Origin of the sequence: Niveispirillum irakense DSM 11586, assembly GCF_000429645.1 — a bacterium.
GTDB lineage: Bacteria > Pseudomonadota > Alphaproteobacteria > Azospirillales > Azospirillaceae > Niveispirillum > Niveispirillum irakense.
In genome coordinates, this window is record NZ_AUCG01000006.1 from 24258 (window position 1) to 44887 (window position 20630).

Annotated in this window: 16 protein-coding genes; 6 read left to right on the forward strand and 10 right to left on the reverse strand. The window is 60.9% G+C overall.

Features of this window, described 5'->3' with window-relative positions; translation table 11 throughout:
- Positions 1-42: 42 nt before the first annotated feature.
- From nagE to G473_RS0102830, 5 genes are all read right to left on the reverse strand, one after another.
- A complete protein-coding gene (gene nagE / locus G473_RS0102810; protein ID WP_029011851.1) occupies positions 43-1734 on the reverse strand; it encodes an N-acetylglucosamine-specific PTS transporter subunit IIBC in 1692 nt (563 codons plus the stop codon).
- Positions 1731-4283, reverse strand: a complete 2553-nt coding sequence (gene ptsP / locus G473_RS0102815) for a phosphoenolpyruvate--protein phosphotransferase (RefSeq protein ID WP_210163212.1) — start codon at positions 4281-4283, stop codon at positions 1731-1733. The genes nagE and ptsP overlap by 4 nt, the downstream gene beginning before the upstream one ends.
- A 26-nt stretch (positions 4284-4309) precedes the next feature.
- Complete coding sequence (gene nagA / locus G473_RS0102820) at positions 4310-5455, reverse strand: N-acetylglucosamine-6-phosphate deacetylase (protein WP_029011853.1); 1146 nt, start codon at positions 5453-5455, stop codon at positions 4310-4312.
- The gene (locus G473_RS0102825; RefSeq protein ID WP_245579974.1) at positions 5452-6516 is read right to left on the reverse strand and encodes an SIS domain-containing protein; all 1065 of its coding nucleotides are present in this window, start codon (positions 6514-6516) and stop codon (positions 5452-5454) included. The genes nagA and G473_RS0102825 overlap by 4 nt, the downstream gene beginning before the upstream one ends.
- Before the next feature lie 73 nt (positions 6517-6589).
- Entirely contained in the window at positions 6590-7321 is a 732-nt protein-coding gene (locus G473_RS0102830) for a copper homeostasis protein CutC (RefSeq protein WP_035705231.1), read from the reverse strand.
- A 252-nt stretch (positions 7322-7573) separates the two neighbouring features.
- Here G473_RS0102830 and G473_RS24770 point away from each other — a divergent pair, with 252 nt between their 5' ends.
- From G473_RS24770 to oxyR, 5 genes are all read left to right on the forward strand, one after another.
- Positions 7574-9241: a peptide-N4-asparagine amidase gene (locus G473_RS24770; RefSeq protein WP_084437591.1), complete on the forward strand. Its 1668-nt coding sequence runs from the start codon at positions 7574-7576 to the stop codon at positions 9239-9241.
- Positions 9242-9961: 720 nt separating this feature from the next.
- Positions 9962-12865, forward strand: a complete 2904-nt coding sequence (locus G473_RS0102840) for a TonB-dependent receptor domain-containing protein (RefSeq protein ID WP_210163213.1) — start codon at positions 9962-9964, stop codon at positions 12863-12865.
- Positions 12866-13104: 239 nt separating this feature from the next.
- A complete protein-coding gene (gene ahpC, locus G473_RS0102845; RefSeq protein WP_029011857.1) occupies positions 13105-13668 on the forward strand; it encodes an alkyl hydroperoxide reductase subunit C in 564 nt (187 codons plus the stop codon).
- A gap of 133 nt (positions 13669-13801) precedes the next feature.
- Positions 13802-15385, forward strand: a complete 1584-nt coding sequence (gene ahpF / locus G473_RS0102850; protein WP_029011858.1) for an alkyl hydroperoxide reductase subunit F — start codon at positions 13802-13804, stop codon at positions 15383-15385.
- A gap of 76 nt (positions 15386-15461) precedes the next feature.
- The gene (gene oxyR / locus G473_RS0102855) at positions 15462-16373 is read left to right on the forward strand and encodes a DNA-binding transcriptional regulator OxyR (RefSeq protein WP_029011859.1); all 912 of its coding nucleotides are present in this window, start codon (positions 15462-15464) and stop codon (positions 16371-16373) included.
- Between the two features lie 17 nt (positions 16374-16390).
- Here the strand turns inward: oxyR and G473_RS24775 are convergent, their stop codons facing one another.
- From G473_RS24775 to G473_RS0102880, 5 genes are all read right to left on the reverse strand, one after another.
- The gene (locus tag G473_RS24775) at positions 16391-17098 is read right to left on the reverse strand and encodes a Crp/Fnr family transcriptional regulator (protein WP_035705203.1); all 708 of its coding nucleotides are present in this window, start codon (positions 17096-17098) and stop codon (positions 16391-16393) included.
- A gap of 137 nt (positions 17099-17235) precedes the next feature.
- A complete protein-coding gene (locus tag G473_RS24780; RefSeq protein ID WP_210163214.1) occupies positions 17236-18618 on the reverse strand; it encodes an NAD(P)/FAD-dependent oxidoreductase in 1383 nt (460 codons plus the stop codon).
- Positions 18615-19106, reverse strand: coding sequence for a ferritin-like domain-containing protein (locus G473_RS0102870; RefSeq protein WP_029011860.1), 492 nt, complete (start codon positions 19104-19106; stop codon positions 18615-18617). The genes G473_RS24780 and G473_RS0102870 overlap by 4 nt, the downstream gene beginning before the upstream one ends.
- 154 nt (positions 19107-19260) lie before the next feature.
- A complete protein-coding gene (locus tag G473_RS30745; RefSeq protein WP_035705206.1) occupies positions 19261-19614 on the reverse strand; it encodes a hypothetical protein in 354 nt (117 codons plus the stop codon).
- Positions 19601-19894 (reverse strand): hypothetical protein, encoded by a 294-nt coding sequence (locus G473_RS0102880; protein ID WP_029011861.1) that lies wholly within the window; start codon positions 19892-19894, stop codon positions 19601-19603. Before G473_RS0102880 ends, G473_RS30745 begins: the two co-directional genes overlap by 14 nt.
- Positions 19895-20160: 266 nt before the next feature.
- On the opposite strand from G473_RS0102880, the gene G473_RS0102885 reads away from it, so the two are divergent.
- A complete protein-coding gene (locus tag G473_RS0102885) occupies positions 20161-20589 on the forward strand; it encodes a CBS domain-containing protein (RefSeq protein WP_210163215.1) in 429 nt (142 codons plus the stop codon).
- Positions 20590-20630: the final 41 nt, after the last annotated feature.

Sequence of the window (20630 nt, forward strand, 5' to 3'; positions counted from 1 at the left end):
ACCGGCCGCCAGGGGTCTGGCGGCCGGATCGACAAGGTTTCATCAGCCCTTCACCAGGGCTGTCCCCGGCGCCAGCAACAGATGCAATACGCCATCGCTTGGTATGGCGCTGGTGCGCACGCCAAGGGGGCCTAGTGCTGCCAGATCGGCACGGGCGGAATTGGCCAGTTCCACACGCAGCCGCGTGCCATGTCGTGTTACGCGGCGGATATTATCCGCTCCCCCCAGGGCTGCCAGACCCGCCGCGCTTAAGGCCACTGCGGTTACCGGGGCCGCAGCCTCGGTCGGTACCGGTGCTGGGCTTCCTGCCTGGGCCAGCGCATCGCGGATTTCCACGGCCACGCTATCGGCGATCGGCCCCAGCACCACCTGCAATGCCTTGTCAGACGGGCGGATGATACCGCGGGCACCCAGTGCCTTCAGGGCAGTGTCGTCCACCTTGCCCTGATCAACGACGATCAGGCGCAGGCGGGTCGTGCAGGCGCTGACGGAGGTAAGGTTGGCGCCACCGCCCAATGCTGCAACAAAGCCCGCCCCCCGACCACCGGCCTGAAGGGCACTGGCGGCGGCAGTGTTTACCGGCGCCTCATCCTCACGTCCCGGCGTCTTCAAATTGAAGCGGCGGATAACGAAGCTGAACACCGCGTAATAAAGCGCGAAATAGACCAGCCCAACCGGCAGCAGCAGCAGCGGCTTGGTCGCCTTGCCATAATTCAGCACATAATCAAACAGACCGGCGGAGAAGCCGAAGCCCAGCTTCACCCCCAGCACATCCATCGCCACCATGGCGATGCCGGTCAGCACCGCATGCAGCACATATAAGGCCGGGGCCAGGAACATGAAGCTGAATTCGATCGGCTCCGTCACCCCGGTCAGCAGCGCCGTCAATGCCAGGGAGAACAGCATGCCGCCCACGGCCTTGCGGCGATCCGGCAGGGCGGCGCGGTACATCGCCAAGCAAGCCGCCGGCAGGCCGAACATCATCACCGGGAAAAACCCGGCCATGAAACCGCCCGCCGTGGGGTCACCGGCGAAGAAGCGGCGCAGATCGCCAGCCGTGCCGTTAAAATCCCCCTGCACGAACCAGAAGACATTGTTCAGGATATGATGCAGGCCAGTCACAAGCAGCAGCCGGTTCAGCACGCCGAAAATGAACAGGCCGATGCCGCCCGCCTCGGCGATGCCATGGCTCAACCCATCCACGCCGGCGCTGATATGGGCAAAACCCAGCCCGATAATGACAGCCAGCACCAGACCCGCCGCCCCCGCAACAATGGGCACAAAACGGCGACCACCGAAGAAGGCCAGATATTCCGGCAGCTTGATGGTGGAGAAGCGGTTATAGAACACGCCCCCGATCAGACCGGAAATGATGCCGACCGGCACATCCAGCCGCGTCACCGCCTTGGTCTTCCAGGCAGCGATGGCGAGATCACCAACCACCTCTGGCGGCACGGTCAGCAGGGCCTTGCCGGCTTCATTAGCCACCAGGAAACAGACGATGCCGGCCAAGGCCGCTGCCCCATTGCCATCCCGGGCATAGCCCGTGGCCACGCCGATGGCAAACAGCAGGCCGAGATGCGCAAACAATGCGTCACCAGCAGCCGACAGGAAGCCGATATCCAGCAAATCAGGCTGGCCCAGGCGCAGCATCAGACCGGCCACAGGCAGAACGGCGATGGGCAGCATCAGGGCGCGGCCCAGCGGCTGCAGCTTTTCCAGGATCGCCTTCATGCGCCAAACTCCCGGGCCAGGGTACGAACATCGGCCGCCGTGGCGCAGGTCAGTGCGGCAGCGGCATGGGCCTTGGCCTGATCCAGCGTCAGGCTGGACACAAGCGCCTTGATTTCAGGAACGATGGCAGGCGTAGCCGACAATTCCGCCACGCCCAACCCCACCAGGATAGGCACGGCCAACGGGTCCGAGGCCAGGCTGCCGCACACACCCGTCCATTTGCCATGGCGCGCCGCGCCCTGGCAGGTCTGCGCAATCAGGCGCAGCACCGACGGGTGCAGACCGTCGATGGAGCCGGCCACGGCAGCATTGCCGCGATCCATGGCGAGGGAATATTGCGTCAGGTCATTGGTGCCAATGGACAGGAAATCGGCCTCTGCCGCCAGCAGGTCGGCTGTCACCGCCGCCGCCGGGGTTTCCACCATCACGCCCAGTTCCACCTTCTCGGTGATGCCCATCTCCGCCCGGACGCGGTCCAGCACGGCGCGCACACGCCGCAACTCGTCCACGCCTGCGATCATCGGCACCATGATGCGGCACTGGCCCACCGGCTGTACCGACAGGATGGCGCGGATCTGATCCTCCAGCATGGAAGGATAGGCGAAGCCGACGCGGATGCCGCGCAGGCCCAAAGCCGGGTTCTCCTCCGCTGGGATCGGCAGATAGGGTGCCGGCTTGTCACCGCCAATATCCAGCAGCCGCACGATCAGCGGCCGGCCTTCCAGGGCGGTGGCAATGGCTTGGTAATCGGCAGCCTGTTCGGCCACGGTCGGCGCCGTTGCCCGTTCCAGGAACAGGAACTCAGTCCGCAGCAGGCCGCTGCCCTCCGCGCCATTGGCTATCGCCTGCTTGGCATCGGCTTCCGATCCCAGATTGGCGAACACTTCGATCCGGGTGCCGTCGGCGGTATGGCAGGGCTTGCCCGCCGCGGCCTTCGCCGCCGCGCGCCGCGCGGCAATCACCGCCAGCTTGTCGCGCGCAGCATTCAGCGTGGCTTCATCCGGGGCGACATGCAGGCAGCAGCCGGTCGCATCCAGGATCAGGTCCGTACCGTCACCCACGTGTCGCAGTGCCGGGCCAATAGCGACCAGCGCCGGCAGCCCCATGCTGGCCGCCAGGATGGCAACATGGGAAGTAGGGCCGCCGCGCTCAACGACAAAGCCGACAACATTTTCCGTATCCAGCGCCATGACCTGCGACGGCAGCAGATCTTCCGCCACCAGCACCGTGCCGGGCGGGAAGGTGAGCGGCGCATCCGCAACCCCTTCCAGCACGGCCAGAACCCGGCGCTCCAGATCCAGCATATCATCGGCGCGTTCAGCCAGATGGGCATCGCCGGTAGCGCGCAGGGCATCGGCCTGGGGCCTTACCGCCTGCCGCCACGCATGGCCGGCGCTGGCGCCGCCCTTGATTGCCCGCGCCGCCTGCTCAACCAACCCTTCATCGGCCAGCATGGCGCGGTGGGCGCCGATGATGGCTTTCTGCGGGCCGGTAGCATGGGCGGCTTCCCCGTCCAGCCGGGTTACCAGGGTGGCAAGGGCTTCGTCCAGCCTTGCCTGTTCCACCGTCGGGCCCTTGCCCTCCGGCGGCACATCGATTTCCGGCAGGCGGAAGGCACGGGCCTGACCTACCGCCAGACCGGGCGACGCCGTCACGCCAGCCAGCTTGCCGTCCGCCGGAATATGCGTCACGGCGGGCTTTGCAACTGGGGCAGCAGCAACCGGCTTGGCCTTGGCCGCCGTCGCCGGGTCGGCTTTCTCACCCATGCCGCTTTCGATCAGCGCGACGACGGCACCCAGGGCCGCGTCCGCATCGGCACCCTGGGCGGTGACAGTGATGCTGTCGCCCAGACGGATTGCCAGCGTCAGCAAGCCCACGGGGCTGCGCGCATTCATCGCCTTGTCACCTTTGGCGATGGTGACACTGGCGCCATAGGGGGCCAGGGCTTCCTTGATGCGGGCCGCCGGACGGGCGTGGATACCATGCGCCAGCGGGACAATCACGGTGTGAGAGATGCCCTCCCCGCCCGCCAGCTCCGCAGTCGTAACTGGCGCCTGGGCGGTGAGGATGAAGATATAGTCCCCCGCAGTGACCGGCCCATTTTCCCGCGTGCGGGTCAGGCTGTAGCCCTGCGTCTCCAGCAGCAAAACGGGGGTGATGACAGCCGGCGCCGCCTGAACGATGGCGTCCAGATCAAACCGGATCAGCACATCACCACGCGAGACCCGGTCCCCCTGGGCGACGAGGGGCGTGAAGCCCGTCCCGCCCAAGGCCACCGTATCGATGCCGATATGCATCAGGATTTCCGCGCCCTCGGCGGCACGGATGGTGACGGCGTGTCCGCTCTCATTCAAGGCGGTGACAACGCCGTCGCAGGGAGCAACAAGTTGCCCGCTCGTGGGGTCGATGGCCACGCCATCCCCCAGCATGCGGCCAGCGAAAACAGCGTCGGGCACTTCATCGAGAACCGTCAGCCAACCGGTCAGGGGGGCGCCGATGGCGATGGACGCCCCGGCGATACCGTCGATCATTGTGGTCGGTGGTGTCATGCTCAGGGCCAAAACTCCGGTTGGCGTCAGGCGATGCGGGTGCCGGCGATCCAGGTCCCCGCAGGATGGAAATCAGCCGTCAGGCGAACCCAATCGGCGGCAAGACCGGGCGACAGCGTCCCCCGCTGATGCGAAAGCCCAAGGAAGGCCGCCGGCGCTGATGATGCCATGATGGCAGCCTCTGCGGGCGACCGGCCCAGACGGTTGATGGTATTGCGGAAAGCAGCCGTCATGTCGATGGCGGCACCAGCCAGCGTACCATCCTCACCGACGCAGCGGCCATCCCGTACCAGGATACGGCGGCCATGCAGGTCAAATTCCGTCACATCCACGCCAACGCAGGACATCGCATCGGTAACCAGCATGAAACGGTCAAGCGGTCGCGCCCGCAACGCGATGCGGAATGCGGCATCATGGGCATGGAAACCATCGACAATCAGCCCGCAATAGGCAGTCTGATTATCCAGCGACGCCCCGACAACACCGGGCGAACGATGCACCAGGGGCGACATGGCATTATAGAGATGCGTCACCCCCGTCATGCCGGCGGCGAAAGCAGCGGTCGCTGTATCATAATCAGCATCGCTGTGGCCGATCGCCAGGATGACCCCCAGCTCGCGCAGCCGGGCGATGTCATCCAGCGGCACCAGTTCCGGGGCCAGCGTCAACATTACCTTGCCGCGACGGGGCTTCTCAAACAAGGCCAGCATTTCCGGGTCCAGGCGGCGGAACTTGCCCGCATCATGGATACCCTTGCGCGTCACGCTGATGATCGGCCCTTCGACATGCACCCCCAGGAACCCGGGCACACCAGCGGAAAACGCTTCATCTGCCGCGTCCAGCGCCCGGCCAATCACCGCCGGCACATCGCTGATCAATGTCGCCATGAAGCCGGTGGTGCCATATCGGGCATGGGCGCGGCCGATGGTGGCAATACCCTCCACCGTTGGCTCATCATTGAACAACACGCCGCCGCCGCCATTGACCTGCGTGTCGATAAAACCAGGGACCAGCCAACCCCCCTCCAGATCGACCGTTTCAGCAGCGGTGGCATCGGCGACGGAGAGCGGTGCGACAGACGCGATATGCCCGTCGGCCACCGCAATCGCGGCACCATCCAGAATGCCGGCCGGTGTCACCACCCGGCCATTGACAAAGCGGAACCCGGTCATCGCGTTTCGGTCACCTTGGAGAGGAAGAGGGGACGATCCGGATCATGCCCACGCGCCAGGGACAGGGCATTGGCCATCTGATAGAAGCTCTGGATCATCAGGATCGGCTCAATCACCGGGTGCGCGGCCAGGGCCGGCAGACCGGAACCACCGTCGGCCTTCGCGTCGGCCAGGCACACATTGGCGCCGCGCTCGGCAAAAAGCGATGCCGCCTCACGCACGCCGTTGCCGGCAGCGTCAGAACCGGCAAAAGCCAGAACGGGAAAACCGTCGCGCACAATGGCCATCGGACCATGGCGAACTTCAGCGGCGCTGAATGCTTCCGCGTGCAGGCCGCAGGTTTCCTTGAACTTCAAGGCCGCTTCCTGGGCGATGGCAAAGCTGTAGCCACGACCGATGGTGAACAGGTTGCGCGCATCGCGCAGAGCGGCGACAGCAGCAGACCAATCCAGACCATTGGCACGCTCCAGCAGCGCAGGCAGAGCCTGCACGGCGTCACGCATGCCATCATCATCCGCCCATTCCGCCACCAGGGCCGCAAGCCCAGCCAGGGAAACGATGTAGGATTTTGTTGCCGCAACCGACTTTTCCGGCCCGGCCTTCAAACCGATGCAGGTATCCGCCAACGCGGCCAGGGGCGAGCTTTCGTCATTGACGAAGGCAACCACGCGGGCACCGGCCTTTTTATAAGCCTCCGCCGTTGCCAGCAGATCCGGACTGCGACCACTTTGCGAAATGGCAATGCAAAGCGCGCCCGCCGCCACAACCGGCGCGTCAAAAACCGAAACCACAGAGGGTGCCGCGGAAGCCACAGGCACACCCACCCGCGTTTCGATCAGGTATTTGCCATAGGTCGCGGCATGATCGGAAGAACCACGGGCCACCGTTACGACCAGCGACGGCGGCGCCGACCGCAAGGACACACCCAAGGCACGGAGTGCGTCGCCATTACCTTCCAGCAGGCGCCGAACAGCCACACCCGCTTCCGCCGCCTCTGACGACATCAGCGTGGTACCTTGCCCCCCGGCCACGTTCTTCTGATCAGCGACCACCATCATCATCCATTGCTATGTATCCCGTTGCGACCATAATAAGTCACATATTGGTATTGTTCAAGGTTCTATATACGTCTTATCAGACGGGCAATAGAGAGCGAAGCTGGGCGACTTTTTCCGCATTGGTTCGCAGGCGCGGACCATTCTGGAAGCCGAAACGGCGCTCCGCGTCCCCTGCCGCCTCCAGCGGCGCCCTGCATGATGCATGGATTTCCCGGACGCCCGCCGCCAGCAAAGCCGGCACAGAGGCCGCGTCAACGCCACCGCCCGCCAGAATGATGATGCGGCCATCGGCCTGCCGCACCAACTTACCCAGCGTCTCTACCCCATCAATCGCACGCGGCTGACAGCCGGAGGTGAGAATCCGATCAAACCCGAGGGTAATGGCCTGCTCCATCGCCGCCAAGGGATCGGCGCAGAGATCGAAGGCGCGGTGAAGGGTCAGGGACAGGGTACGCCCGCGCTTCTCACCTTCCTGGCGTGCATGGGCAACCCATTGCTGCAAAAGGCTTACATCCAGCCCGCCAGCATCATTGCTGGCACCAATCACCACACCCGCCAGACCAGCTTCCGCCGCATCTGTAATGTCCTGTGCTATCAGCGCCGCCTCCTGTGTATCGTACCGGAAATCCCCATCACGCGGCCGGGCCAGCATAAGGGTCGGGATCGGCGCGGCGGCTGCCAGACGGATCAGGGAAGCCGATGGCGTGAGCCCCCCCACAGAGAGCCCGGCACACAGCTCCATCCGGTCACCGCCACCCTGAACAGCCGCGGCGATCCCCGCCCCCTCTTCCACACAAACTTCAAGCATGATCACACCATTAATACCAATATATAACCATTTAGCAATTCATAGCCGGGCATTCGGCTGATGCCGGGAATTTCGCGCTGCCAAGGCCAGGAATTTTCTAAGGCGTTAAGCCAAAGATAAATCCAATTTATGCTTTTGAGAAATCCTTATTGAACAAATCTGTCACTTATTTCATGGTCATGATAGCGCAAACAGACAAGAACAAATCCGCGCACGCCACCTCCCTCCTATGGTTCCTGCTCAGGGACGTACATGATGAAAAAATGCTTATGGCCTGCCCTCTTCGTAGCGGCATTGGCAAGCCCTGTCGCCGCGGCGGAGTATATCGCCCCGCCGCTGCCCGCCGTGGGGACGAACACGATGGCGGATATAGAGTTGCTGGTACCGCGCCCGGCAACAGAGCCCTGTATCGTCGAGCTGTTTCCCAAAAGGGAATTTGTCGGTGACCAGCCTGTTCCCTTCGATTATGCCCCACCAAAAAACTGCAAAGGCCCCTGGGCCAAAGTCGTGATTGAGGCGGATTATGCCGTCTCCGCCGGCCGACAGTTTGACCGCACCGCTATCATCGATATTGGCGGGGTCAATGTCTATTTCGGCACCACCATGGAGCCCCGCAAGGATATCGCCCCGGAATGGCATGTCGAGCGTGACATTACCGACTATCAGGCTCACCTGCTGCAAAAGCATAAAGGGGCGACGCTGCTGGTCAATTACGTTGATGATACCTATACCGGGCATCTGACCGGCAAAGCCCGTATTCTATTTTATCCGGCAAGCAAAGACGTTGCGATCGCAACCACCGCCCCCTTCGTCAAGCCGCTCTCCGATGCGCCGGTCCGTCTCGATTCGGATAACCCGAAGCTGGTTTCCTCCGTCCGTTTCCCCGCCAATCTGGAAAAGCTCTATCTGGATCTTCTGGCCGAACCGCAAGGGGCCGACGAATTCTGGTATGCTTGCGTTGAGGATCGTTTTGCCGGTGATGGCAAAGGCAATTGCGGTGGCGGCGCGTGGCGCGAAGTCGATGTCTGGATCGATGGCGCGCGTGCCGGGACGGCCCCCCTTTATCCCTGGATTTATACCGGCGGTATCAATCCTTATATGTGGTTCCCGACACCCGGTATTCAGACCCTGAATTTCGAGCCGACGCGGCTGGACCTGACCCCGTTTGCCGGTTTACTGACCGATGGCAAACCGCATGAGATCGCCGTGACGATCCATGGTCTGCGCAAGTACTTCCTGGTGACGGGTACCCTGATGGGCTGGCAGGACGCGGGCGCAAAAAGGGTAACGGGCGCCGTGATCAGCAACACTCTCGGGGAACCGACGGTAACCGTCGATTCCCAGCGCCTGCGCCCTGGGGCTGACGGCGATTTAAACGGAGACAGCCTGACAAACCAATCCCGAACCTATGAAATTGCGGGATATGTCGATACTTCGCACGGACGGGTGGAAACACGGGTCCGCAGCGGCGTGCGCTTTATGAACCGGCAGGATTTTGTCAGCAGTGCAGAGGGCGACATCTGGCGTGTCGATCAGGTTACCTTGATCGATAACCAAACGCAGACCATAGACCAGCGTGGCTCTACAGTGAGCCAGTTCCAGGCTCGATATCCATTGACCATCGATATGAAGGTCAATGGTGATGAAACCAACCGGACACAGAATTTACGACTGGCTCAGGGGCTGTGGTCTTACAAGTCCAGCACCGATCCATCCGGCCAGCGACGCTGGCAGGAGACAAATTATGTCGTGCAGCCGAGCCTCCGCGCTGAACTCGACCCTAAATCCCGACGGTCGCGTAAAGTCGAAGGAAGCTCGTTTATTCGGCTTCATATAAAAGACAGCGAAGATGGATGCTATGATCGTATGATCAATATCAAAGACAATTCTGTCGCATCCGCATCCGATAACTGTCCATGATATGGGGAACGACCTCTCATTTCTCTGGAATGAGAGGTTTACAGGCTACAGGCGTGCCTTGTTTGAAAAATAATTCGGCATGGCATGCCGTGGTCTGGCCGATAACGCGTCAGCACGCATAAAAGTCACTGTCATCTCATCTAATGAAAAAAGTTCCGAATTTTAAAATAAAGGCGGAAATTACGACTTTACTTACACCATTCTCTTTCACGGATAGAGAGATTTCTTCTATAAATTGGATTTATAGATATTTATTATAAGTTCATTTTGGTTATGTTATTTCACAAATTTGATATTACAGGGCTTAATTTGGTATTGAATTGATCCGATTGGCATGTCAGCTTTGTGTTCGGTATGTGACAGTTCGCTTTGCGCATATCCGATTTAGGGGGCAGGCACCAAGAAAATTGGGAAAAGGGGCATAGCCTGAAAAAGGAGGTCTTTTCTTTCAGGCGCTCAGTCAATCAAATTAAAAATATTCGTATACTGACCAACGATAATAATTTGGCGCTTTAATCAAGTACAAAGCACATGGGTTCATTATCGGAGCCATATGCACGCAAGCGTCTCTGAACTGGGGTTAGTAAACAGGGGGAGTTAATGAGAGTCTTGAACAAGATTCTGCTGGCATCCACATGCGGGGCCAGTTTGTTAGCGTTATCCACGGGCGCCCTTGCACAGCAAGCGGCATCCAACTCGGAAACGCTTTCTGAAATCATCGTGACCGGTACGCGCATCTCCCGCCCGAACCAAAAGGCAGCAGCACCGATTCAATCGGTGACGGCCGCCGAGATTCAGGCGCAGGCTGCGGTGAATATCGAAGAAGTCATGAACCGGATGCCGCAGATCGCACCGGACAGTCAGCAGAATTACCAGGATTCCGACGGTCGCCAGCGGATCAAGCTGCGCAATCTGGGCTTTGAGCGCACACTGGTCCTGATCGACGGCAAGCGCCTGGGCACCCAGAACGGGCAGGATACCGGCATCATCCCGACCAGCCTGCTGGAGCGTGTGGATGTGCTGACCGGTGGTGCCTCCTCGGTTTATGGCTCCGATGCTATTGCGGGCGTGGTGAACTTCGTTCTGAAAAAGAACTACGAAGGTTTCCAGGTCAACGCCAACCACAATTTCTATTATCACGACAATAAGCGTACCCAGGTCTCCGACATCGCGGACCGGTACAGCTTCAACCCGGCATCGGGAACACACCGCGATGGCGGCCGTACCGATGTTACGGTGACGGCAGGCAAGTCCTTCTTCGAAGACCGGCTGCATCTGTCCGGCTTCGCCAATTACCGCCGCGCCAATCTGGTGCCCTACAGCGCGCGTGAAACCTCTGCCTGCCAGTTGACCGAGGTCAGCAAGGACGGCGACCTGAACTGCACCGCCTCCACCTATACGCCGGCGGGCTATCTGTCCCCGCGCGGTGGCACCAATAACGGGTCGGTTTATCTGAACAATCCCAACGGGGACAAAACCTTTGTTCCCTATGGCAATGGGCCGGGCCTGGCGGCCAACCCGTATGACGGCTATTCATTCCAGCGCAAGAATGAGCGCTGGAATGCCGGTGGCTTCGGCACGCTGGAACTGACGGATTCCGCAGAGCTTTACACCAATGTTCTGTGGTTCCGTGACAAGTCGTCCAATCCGTTCCCTGCCCGCGTTTATAGCTACACGGCTTATGGCAGCGATCCGTATCAGGTGAACTGCAACAACCCGCTGATGTCGGCGGCCCAGGCCCAGAGCCTTTGCGGCAGCAATGCCGGCACCGGCGCGATGCTGCCTCTGGACGTCCGTTACCGCTTCAACAGCCTGCCGGATGTTGAAGATGTGTATATCAACAAGGGCACCCGTATCAGCGGCGGCATCCGCGGCGACTTTGCCGAGGTCTGGAGCTATGATATTGGCGGCGTCTATGCGCGCAACCAGCAGGATACGAAGGGCGGTAACTTCGCGGATTATGACAAGGTCAACCGCTCGCTGAACGTCGTCAATGTCAATGGCACGCCCACCTGCGTGTCGAAGATCAATGGCACAGACCCGGATTGCGTGCCCTTCGACGCCTTCCGCGCCAACAACAACGACCAAGCGCTGTTCGACTACCTGCTGACCGGCCGCAACGGCACCAACACCAGCGTTGGCACGCTGAAGAACGTCCTGGCCAATGTCCAGGGTGATCTGGGCGCCTATGGCATCACGTCACCATGGGCCGAAGATGGCGTCGCCATCGCGCTGGGCGGTGAATATCGCCATGATGAGTTGCGCAGCTATGCCGACGAAATCTATCGCGAAGAAAATGGCGGTACGGACAGCACCCGCCGTCAGCATGCCTGGGAAGCCAATGCCGAATTCCAGGCTCCGCTGGTGCAGAAGCAACCGGGCGCGGAACTGGTGCAGATCAACGGCGGCTACCGTATCTCCAAATACAGCAGCAACCCGGATGCCTTCTCCACCTGGAAGGGCGAAACCATCTATGCGCCGGTAGAGGACATCACGTTCCGTGCGTCCATCAACCGGGCACAGCGTGCCCCGACGGTTGTTGAAATTTCCCAGGCCAAGAACATCAATTATGGCACCCAGGGCGGTTCCCATAATGATTTCTGCGCCAGCACCCCGCGTCAGGTTCAAGATCCCAACGATCCGACCAAGACGATCACCGTCTATGATGCCCCGAAGGCTTCGCAGGCCGTCTGCGCCGCCACCGGCCTCGCACCGGCGCAGTATGGCAGCCGCGATCTTTCCTGCCCGGATGGCAAGTGCACGGTCCAGTATGGCGGTTTCACCGTCGATCCGGAAACCGCTTATACCAAGACCATCGGCGTGGTCTTCACGCCGCGCTTCGCCAAGGGCCTGGTGGTGTCCGTCGATCGGTTCATGATCGATCTGAAGGATTCCATCGGCTATAACGATTACGATTATTTCTGGAACGGCTGCTTGCAGCAGGGCAGCGACTTCTTCTGCTCCAAGTTTGTCCGTGGCGCGAATGGCAGCCTGTTCAGCGCACCGTCCAGCAACCCGACCTCCGGCTTCATCCGGGCGGGTACCACCAACTATTACCGCAGCAAGTCCCATGGCTGGGATATCCAGGCCCAGTACAAGCTGGACATGGATGATCTGAATTGGGGCGATATCGGTACGGTCGACTGGAACTTCGCCGGTTCCTTGACCACGCTGGCCGGCGGTCAGGATTCGCCGATCCTGTCCAAGTATAATTGCGCCGGTTATTATGGCGGGCCGTGCGGTCAGTTGATCCCGAAATGGTCGCATGGTCTGCGCACCACCTACACCTCGCCGGAAGGCGCTTTCACCGCCTCCTTCAACTGGCGTTACCTGGGCTCGCTGACCAATGTCAGCAATTCCGGCAAGCCGGAACTGGGCTGGAGCGAAGGACGCGATCGCAAGACCTTCTATCGCATCCCCGGCTACAGCTACTTCGATCTGGCCTTCACCTATCGTGTGGCCGAGGGGTACACGGTTCGTCTGGCGTCGAACAATCTGTTCGACAAGCGCCCGCCGATCCTGCCGGACTCCTACAATTACGGTCTGTCGCGCAGCAACACCCTGGCTGCACGGTATGACTCCCTGGGCCGTCAGATCGCGATCGGTGCCACGATCGACTTCTGATAAGTCCAAAAGCGTAGCCCTTTGCAGCGGGACCGTCACCGACGGTCCCGCTTTCTTTTTGCGGGCGTGGCAAGGGTTTGGGCGAAGGGCCGAGGAGGCTGCATAACTTGATAGCCTAGACCTATCAAATTTTCATAATTTATCTATTTCATATATCAGAGCCGCACCTATATGTTAGGCGTCGTTGCGGGCCGATGAGGCTTGCACCCCCTTTTAATGCTAATTTTTGGGAAGCAGACATGTCTCTCGTGAACACCAAGATCAAGCCCTTCAAGGCCCAGGCATTCAAGAACGGCAAGTTCATCGAAGTGACCGATGCCGATACCGCCGGCAAGTGGTCCGTGTTCTTCTTCTACCCGGCCGATTTCACCTTCGTCTGCCCGACCGAGCTGGGTGACGTTGCCGACCATTATGAAGAGCTGCAGAAGCTGGGCGTGGAAGTCTATTCCGTGTCCACCGACACGCACTTCACCCACAAGGCTTGGCACGATGCGTCCGAGACCATCGCCAAGATCAAGTACACCATGATCGGTGACCCGACCCACGAAATCTCGTCCAACTTCGAGGTTCTGCGTCCGGGCCAGGGTCTGGCCGACCGTGGCACCTTCATCGTCGACCCGAACGGTGTCATCCAGGCCGCTGAAGTGACCGCTGAAGGCATCGGCCGCGACGCGTCCGACCTGCTGCGCAAGATCAAGGCCGCCCAGTATGTTGCCGCCCATCCGGGCGAAGTCTGCCCGGCCAAGTGGCAGGAAGGCGAAAAGACGTTGGCTCCGTCGCTGGACCTCGTCGGCAAGATCTAAGTCAGTACCGGGAGCCGCCCCTGGCGGGCGGCTCCCCCCCTCCCCTACCTTTTACTTTTAAAATTTGTCAGGCTGATGCCCGTGCCGAAGGCACGGAATACCCTTTCTTTGCCTGCGTATCCGGAGAGCCCGCATGCTTGATAATGCCATGAAGACCCAGCTCAAGGCCTATCTGGAGCGGGTCGTGCGTCCGATCGAAATCAAGGCTTTCATCGATGAGAGCCCGCGTTCCAAGCAGATGCTGGACCTGCTGAACGATATTTCCTCCGTGTCCGATCAGGTCACCGTGACCGAGATCGCAGACGCCAAGGATGCCCGCATCCCCTCCTTCGCGCTGACCTCCCCCGGTCAGTCGATTGATCTGGTTTTTGCCGGCCTGCCCATGGGGCATGAATTCACCTCCCTGGTGCTGGCGCTTTTGCAGGTTGGCGGCTATCCGCCCAAGATCGAACAGGCGCTGATCGACCAGATCAAGGATCTGGATGGCGATTTCACATTTGAGACCTATTTCTCCCAATCCTGTCAGAATTGCCCGGATGTGGTGCAGGCGCTGAACCTGATGGCCGTCCTGAATCCCCGTATCCGCCATGTCGCCGTTGATGGTGCCGGCTTCCAGGACGAGGTGGAGAAGCGGCAGGTCATGTCCGTTCCCACTATCTATATGAACGGCGCCGTCTTCGGCACTGGCCGCATGGGTGTTGAGGAGATCGTCGCCAAGCTGGATAGCGGTGCCGCCGCCCGCGAGGCCAAGCGCCTGAGCAATGCCGAGCCGTTTGATGTACTGGTTGTCGGCGGCGGCCCTGCCGGCGCTGCGGCCGCCATCTATGCCGCCCGCAAGGGTGTGCGGACCGGCGTGGCCGCCGAGCGTTTCGGCGGTCAGGTGCTGGACACGATGGAGATCGCCAATTTCATCTCCGTGCCCCACACGGAAGGCCCGAAGCTGGCCACGGCGCTGGAAACCCATGTCCGCGATTATGAAGTGGACATCATGAACCTGCAGCGGGCCACCAAACTGGTCACTGACGGCGACCTGATCGGGGTTGAATTGGCCAATGGTGCCACGCTGCGGTCCAAATCTGTCATCCTGTCCACGGGTGCCCGCTGGCGCCGGATGGGCGTGCCGGGTGAAGAGCAGTACATGACCAAGGGTGTTGCCTTCTGCCCGCATTGCGACGGCCCCCTGTTCAAGGGCAAGCGCGTCGCCGTGATCGGTGGCGGCAATTCCGGTGTGGAAGCGGCGATTGATCTGGCCGGCATCGTGGGCCATGTCACCTTGCTGGAATTTGACAGCAAGCTGCGCGCCGATGATGTGTTGCAGCGCAAGCTCCGTTCCCTGCCCAATGTCCGTATCATCCTGTCCGCCCGCACCACGGAAGTGACCGGCGATGGGGCCAAGGTGGACGGCCTGAAATATGAGGACCGCACCAGCAACGAGATCCACCATATCGCGCTGGAAGGCATCTTCGTGCAGATCGGCCTGCTGCCCAACACGGAATGGCTGAAAGGTACGGTGGAACTGTCGCCGCGCGGTGAAGTTCTCATCAATGATCGGGGGGAAACTTCGGTTCCGGGTGTGTTCGCGGCCGGTGACTGCACCACGGTCCCCTATAAGCAGATCGTCATTGCCATGGGTGAAGGCGCCAAAGCCTCCCTCGCGGCATTCGATCACCTGATCCGCACGTCTGCGCCCGCTGTTGCGCAAGAAGTGGCGGCATGATCAGGTGGGGCGGCGCCCCCCTTCCCCCCGCTTCCCCCCTGGGGGGTGCCGCCACCTTATTTTACTTTGAGTGTCGATGACCCTGCGTGAACTGCAATATCTGGTCGCCCTCGCCACCCACCGGAACTTCCGGCGGGCGGCGGAGGCATGTCTGGTCAGCCAGCCCACCCTTTCCACGCAGATCAGCAAGTTGGAAGATGAGTTGGGCGTCCTGCTGCTGGAGCGGGATCGCCGCAAGGTGATGCTGACACCCGCCGGCCAGGATGCGGTGGAACGGGCGCAGCGCATCTTGCGCGAAGTGGATGAGATGAAAGAGGCTGCCCGACATGCCGGGACAGTGGAAGCCGGCACCTTGAAGCTGGGCATCTTCCCCACGCTGGGCCCCTACCTGCTGCCCTATCTGGTGCCCCTGATACGTGATCGTTATCCGCAGTTAAAGCTGCTGCTGTTTGAAGAAAAAAGCGACACGCTGCTGGCGCGCCTGGATAAGGGAACGCTGGATGCGGCCTTCCTGGCATTGCCGGTCAAGGATGACCGGCTGCAGAGCGAGTTCCTGTTCCGGGAACCTTTCCTGATGGCTGTGCCGGCTGACCATCCGTTGGCTGACCATGGCAGCGTGACCTTGGACGATTTGCGCACCCACACCCTGATGCTGCTGGAAGAAGGGCATTGCCTGCGCAATCAGGCACTGGAGGTCTGCCAGTTGTCCGGCGCGCAGGAGACGTCCGAATTCCGCGCCACCAGCCTGGAAACCTTGCGGCAGATGGTGATCGCCGGGATGGGCGCCACCCTGCTGCCGGCGCTGGCAATCAACAGCACCGGCAGCGAACCGCAGAATATGCGGCTGTTGCGTTTCCAGGATGAGGAGCCCAGCCGGGAAATAGGGCTTATCTGGCGCCGGACCTCCCCCATGGGTTTTCTGTTCAAGCAAATCGCGGAAATCTGCCGCGATGCCATGCGTAAAGAGGCAAAGCTGGCAGCAGCCTGAAAGGCGGGCACGCTTGATCAGGCCGCCGTCGCGATGGCTGACAGTTTATCGCGGTCACAAATCATCCGGTTTGGCGACGTCTCATGTAACGCACCCAAGCGTTTGAAGTCAGAGATGGTTCTGCTGGCAGTCTCCAGCGTTACTGCCAGCATGGAGCCCAGATCTTCGCGGGTGAAAAGACGGATCGGCTCCTCTGGCTTTTCTTCCGACAGAAGCAGAAGTAACCGCGCCAACCGCTGGCGGGCGCTGCCGGTGGAGAGGCCTGTAAGAAAGCCGTCCGCTGTGGTCAGCGCTTCATGCCATTTTTCCATCAGCTTGTAATGTACCCGTGGATTTGTCGCCTGCAGGCGGCGGACCTCGCTGACAGGAATGCGACAAACCTCCACCGGCTGAAGGGCGATCGCCATATGCTCATAGGTGGGGCGGAGTAACGCTTCCAGGCCTGCCACACCGCCCAGCCGAACCAGGCGCACAATACGTTGCGCTCCATCGGGCTGGTATTGGACCAGCTTCACCAGCCCCTGCCGGATCGTGTAAACTGCGTCGGCGGGATCATCCAACCCATAAAGCTGACCGCCTGCATCAAAATGGATTTCCTCAATCGGGGAATGGAATTGGTCAAAATCCTCTTCCCGCAGGTCGGCGAAGAGAACCAGATGCCGGATACCACAGCTTCGGCAGGCCGCAGCCCCCTTCCATGCATTGTTAATCTCCGGCGGCTTCACAGCCCGATCTCCCCTTACAATCACCATTAAACCCTTTGAAAAACGGTGATTGCTCAGGTTACCTGGGCCGGCAACCGATACGTAGGTAAATAATGACGCGGGCGGACCATTGCGTCCCGCGCCTCTTACCCGCCCACTTATCCTTGCCGCCTGCGCAAGGGGAGTTCTTGGGCAGCATCGGCAGGTGGTCCTGTCTCGGCCTCCTCCTGGGCGGCTTGCGGCGCCTGATCCGTCGGCTCGTCGGCCAGGATCGGTTCTTCACTGCTTGCAGCGGCGCCGGTGATAAGCCGTGCGCTACGCTGGAAGGTGATAAAATTCCAGGCCCAATGGATGCCGACAATCCAACGGTTGCGCCGGCCGACCAGGAAATGGATATGGACAAAGCTCCAGAACAGCCAGCCGATCAACCCTTTCAGCTCAATCCGCCCGATACGCACGACTGCCGCCTTGCGCCCGACCGTCGCCAGATCACCCTGATGGCGATAGATAAAGGGCCCCGGCTCTGTCCGCCCCGCAATACGGGCGGCCAGCAGACGCCCCACATAGGCACCAGCCTGCTTGGCGGCGGGGGCCAGGCCGGGCACCGGCTTGCCTTTTCCATCCGTGATGGCAGCGGTGTCACCAATCACGAAAATGTCCCGATCATCCGGGAGTGAGAGGTCTGGGCTCACCCGCACCCGTCCCGCCTTGTCTTTCTCCACCCCCAGCCAGCGGGCGGCGGGCGATGCGATAACACCGGCAGCCCAGATAATGGTGGCAGCCTCAATCCGCCTTTCCCCGAGCGCGACACCATGCGTGTCGCAATGGGTGACAGGCTGGCCAGTCACTAACTCAACGCGCATGGCGGCAAGGGCACGGGCAACATAATCCGCCAGATGTTCCGGCAGCGCCGCCAGTAAACGGGGGCCTGCCTCTACCAGCACAACCCGTGCCGTCCGCGGATCGACATGGCGGAAATCCAGCGGCAGCGCGTCACGGGCGATTTCAGCGATGGCGCCCGCCATCTCGACACCCGTCGGGCCGCCGCCGATAACCACGAAGGTTAACAGCCTTTCCCGTTCCACCGGGTCGGACGTCGCCTCTGCCCGTTCAAAGGCCAGCAGGATACGACGGCGGATTTCCGTCGCATCCTCAATGGTCTTCAACCCCGGCGCCACGCCCTCCCATTCCGGGTTGCCAAAATAGGAATGGGTGGCCCCGGTCGCCAGGATCAGGTGATCATAGGGAATATCACCGACATCGCTGTGAACATGACATGCGTCACGGTCGATCCCGGTCACCTCCGCCATCAGGACGCTGATATTGGGATGTCGGCCCAGAATGCTCCGGATCGGCCACGCCACGTCAGCCGGCGACAGCGCGGCGCTGGCCACCTGATAGAGCAGCGGTTGGAAGCAATGATGGTTCTGCCGGTCGATCACCGTCACCTCGGCCTGGGTACCAGCTAAGGCCTTGGCGGCTTCCAGCCCGCCGAAACCGGCACCCACGATGACGATATGCGGCCGCCGCTCCCCTGTCACCGCTTCTCGCCCGTCAGCAGAAATTGCTGTACCAGGGCGGGCAGATTATCGCGCAGCCATCCGGCCATCGCCTCTTCCTCCCGGCGGATCGCCTCCAATGTCGCGGCGATGGCGGGTTCACCCGCGGCCTGGGCCGCCGCGATAAGGACCGTATAATTAGCCACCTCGAACTGCTCGAAAGCGTGGCTGAACACCGCCCCTTTGACCACTTCATCGGTCACGAACATGCCAGACAAAGCCTGGGCCGTTCCGGTAAAGGCGGCGAAACCGGTTTTCAGGCTGGACGTGTCGGCGCCAAGCTGATGCAGGCATTGTTTCACCTGTTCAGCCTGCCCCTTTGTCTCCTGAATATGTTGATCCAGTTTTGCCGAAAGTGACGGATACTGGTTGAGGCGCGAGCGCAGATTATCCATCAGTTTCTCGGCCTGGACCTCCATCGCATAGGCGTCCTGCAGCCAGTCGATCAGATGTTCGCGCGGCGTGGTCATATCCTGTCTCCGCAAAGTTGGGTTGGTTCGTCATGGCAACGCTGCGCAGGGGGTGAGAGTTGCCACCACGGCAACGGCTCTTTCGTGTTGATGCTTCCTCTTTTGATAAAATCTGGAGCGAAAGAGGCGCGAAACGCGTTGTTTCCATCCCTTATCAAAGCAGCGAAAGGACGGTCACCAGAACGGCCCCCACCAACGTCCCCAAAGCCAGCAGACCAAATAATCGTTGATTGCTCATCCAGACCTCCCCTGTCATGGAACGGAACACACCCGCACCACCGGTTTCATTCGCGCGGCTTGTATGAACAGGCGGCGGTGCACCGCCTGTTGCGATCTGCCCCGCCGCCTCGTCATCCGTGCCCAATGGCGCAGCCGCCGGATCGGGGAAAGCCACCTTATCACCCGTTTCCCCGGTATCGGTCGCTGACCGCAGCCGCTGCCCCTGGTCCGGCCTCTCCGCTGCGGGGGCCGCAGGATTGGATTTATGCTGTTCATCATTCATGGTCATGCCTGCTGATCAGCTTGTTGAAGCGGCTGGGAGCATTGGTTTCCGTTTCTTCCTGATAAAGGAAACAAAGCTCCCGTTCTTCGAATTTGGCGAAGAAGTCCTCCCAACTGACCGGCTCAAGCGCACCTGCGCTATGATTATCGCCATCAGCAAACAGGATGCGCAGCACCCCGATATCTTCCTCATCACCACTCGCCTTCACATGGGCGGGCCGGCCGTTACGGGCTTCCACCCATTGGCGGATAAGCCTGTGGTCCTGCGTGGTCCTTGCCTCGCTCATCTCAACCTCTCATGCCGACGGGTGGGACGGTGCCTCCCCCTGTGTAACGACGTAGCGCCCTGCATGTGCGTCGTCGGCAGGCGGCCTAACCCCGATGCCCGACAGGTGAGGCCACGGGTTGCCCCCTTTGGTTTCCCGCCCCCTCGTCTTTTCCCCGTGACAAAAGCCGGCCCCACCTTCTGCCCGGCGGAGAGCTACCCACCTGCTGTCAGCAGCGAGAAGCGCCGAGATCGGCCCTTGTGTTTCCTCCAAAGAAACAAACGGAGATGAAAATGAAGATCAGCGAGATCATGTCCCGCGATGTGACCTTGACCACGCCGGATGAAAGCATCCGCGAGGCCGCGCGGAAAATGCGGGAGATTGATGCCGGCATTCTGCCGGTCAGCGAGGGCGACCGGCTGGTCGGGATGATCAGCGATCGTGACCTTGCCATCCGGGCCTTGGCCGATGGCCGATTACCCGACACGCCGGTGCGGGAGGTGATGTCCACCGATATCCGCTATCTTTTCGAGGATGAGACGACAGAAAGCCTGGGCGATAACATCGAGGATAACCGCCTGCGCCGCTTCCCTGTCGTGAACCGGGACAAGCGGCTGGTGGGCATCGTTTCGGTCGGCGATCTGGCCCGGCACAGCCAGGATACGCGGCAGGTCGCATCCGCCCTTCATGCCGTATCAGGAAACCGCCAGGGCTGAACGCCGTTATCTGATTAAGAAGCGGCTGCACGATGCCGCCC

Bases quoted from the DNA above. Each gene is read 5' to 3' on its own strand.
- G473_RS0102870 (WP_029011860.1), bottom strand. From the start codon at position 19,106: ATGACCACGCCGCGCGAACATCTGATCGACTGGCTGCAGGACGCCTAT.
- G473_RS0102825 (WP_245579974.1), bottom strand. From the start codon at position 6,516: ATGATGATGGTGGTCGCTGATCAGAAGAACGTGGCCGGGGGGCAAGGT.
- ahpC (WP_029011857.1), top strand. From the start codon at position 13,105: ATGTCTCTCGTGAACACCAAGATCAAGCCCTTCAAGGCCCAGGCATTC.
- nagA (WP_029011853.1), bottom strand. From the start codon at position 5,455: ATGACCGGGTTCCGCTTTGTCAATGGCCGGGTGGTGACACCGGCCGGC.
- oxyR (WP_029011859.1), top strand. From the start codon at position 15,462: ATGACCCTGCGTGAACTGCAATATCTGGTCGCCCTCGCCACCCACCGG.
- nagE (WP_029011851.1), bottom strand. From the start codon at position 1,734: ATGAAGGCGATCCTGGAAAAGCTGCAGCCGCTGGGCCGCGCCCTGATG.
- G473_RS0102885 (WP_210163215.1), top strand. From the start codon at position 20,161: ATGAAAATGAAGATCAGCGAGATCATGTCCCGCGATGTGACCTTGACC.
- ahpF (WP_029011858.1), top strand. From the start codon at position 13,802: ATGCTTGATAATGCCATGAAGACCCAGCTCAAGGCCTATCTGGAGCGG.
- ptsP (WP_210163212.1), bottom strand. From the start codon at position 4,283: ATGACACCACCGACCACAATGATCGACGGTATCGCCGGGGCGTCCATC.
- G473_RS24770 (WP_084437591.1), top strand. From the start codon at position 7,574: ATGATGAAAAAATGCTTATGGCCTGCCCTCTTCGTAGCGGCATTGGCA.
- G473_RS30745 (WP_035705206.1), bottom strand. From the start codon at position 19,614: ATGACCATGAATGATGAACAGCATAAATCCAATCCTGCGGCCCCCGCA.
- G473_RS0102880 (WP_029011861.1), bottom strand. From the start codon at position 19,894: ATGAGCGAGGCAAGGACCACGCAGGACCACAGGCTTATCCGCCAATGG.
- G473_RS0102830 (WP_035705231.1), bottom strand. From the start codon at position 7,321: ATGCTTGAAGTTTGTGTGGAAGAGGGGGCGGGGATCGCCGCGGCTGTT.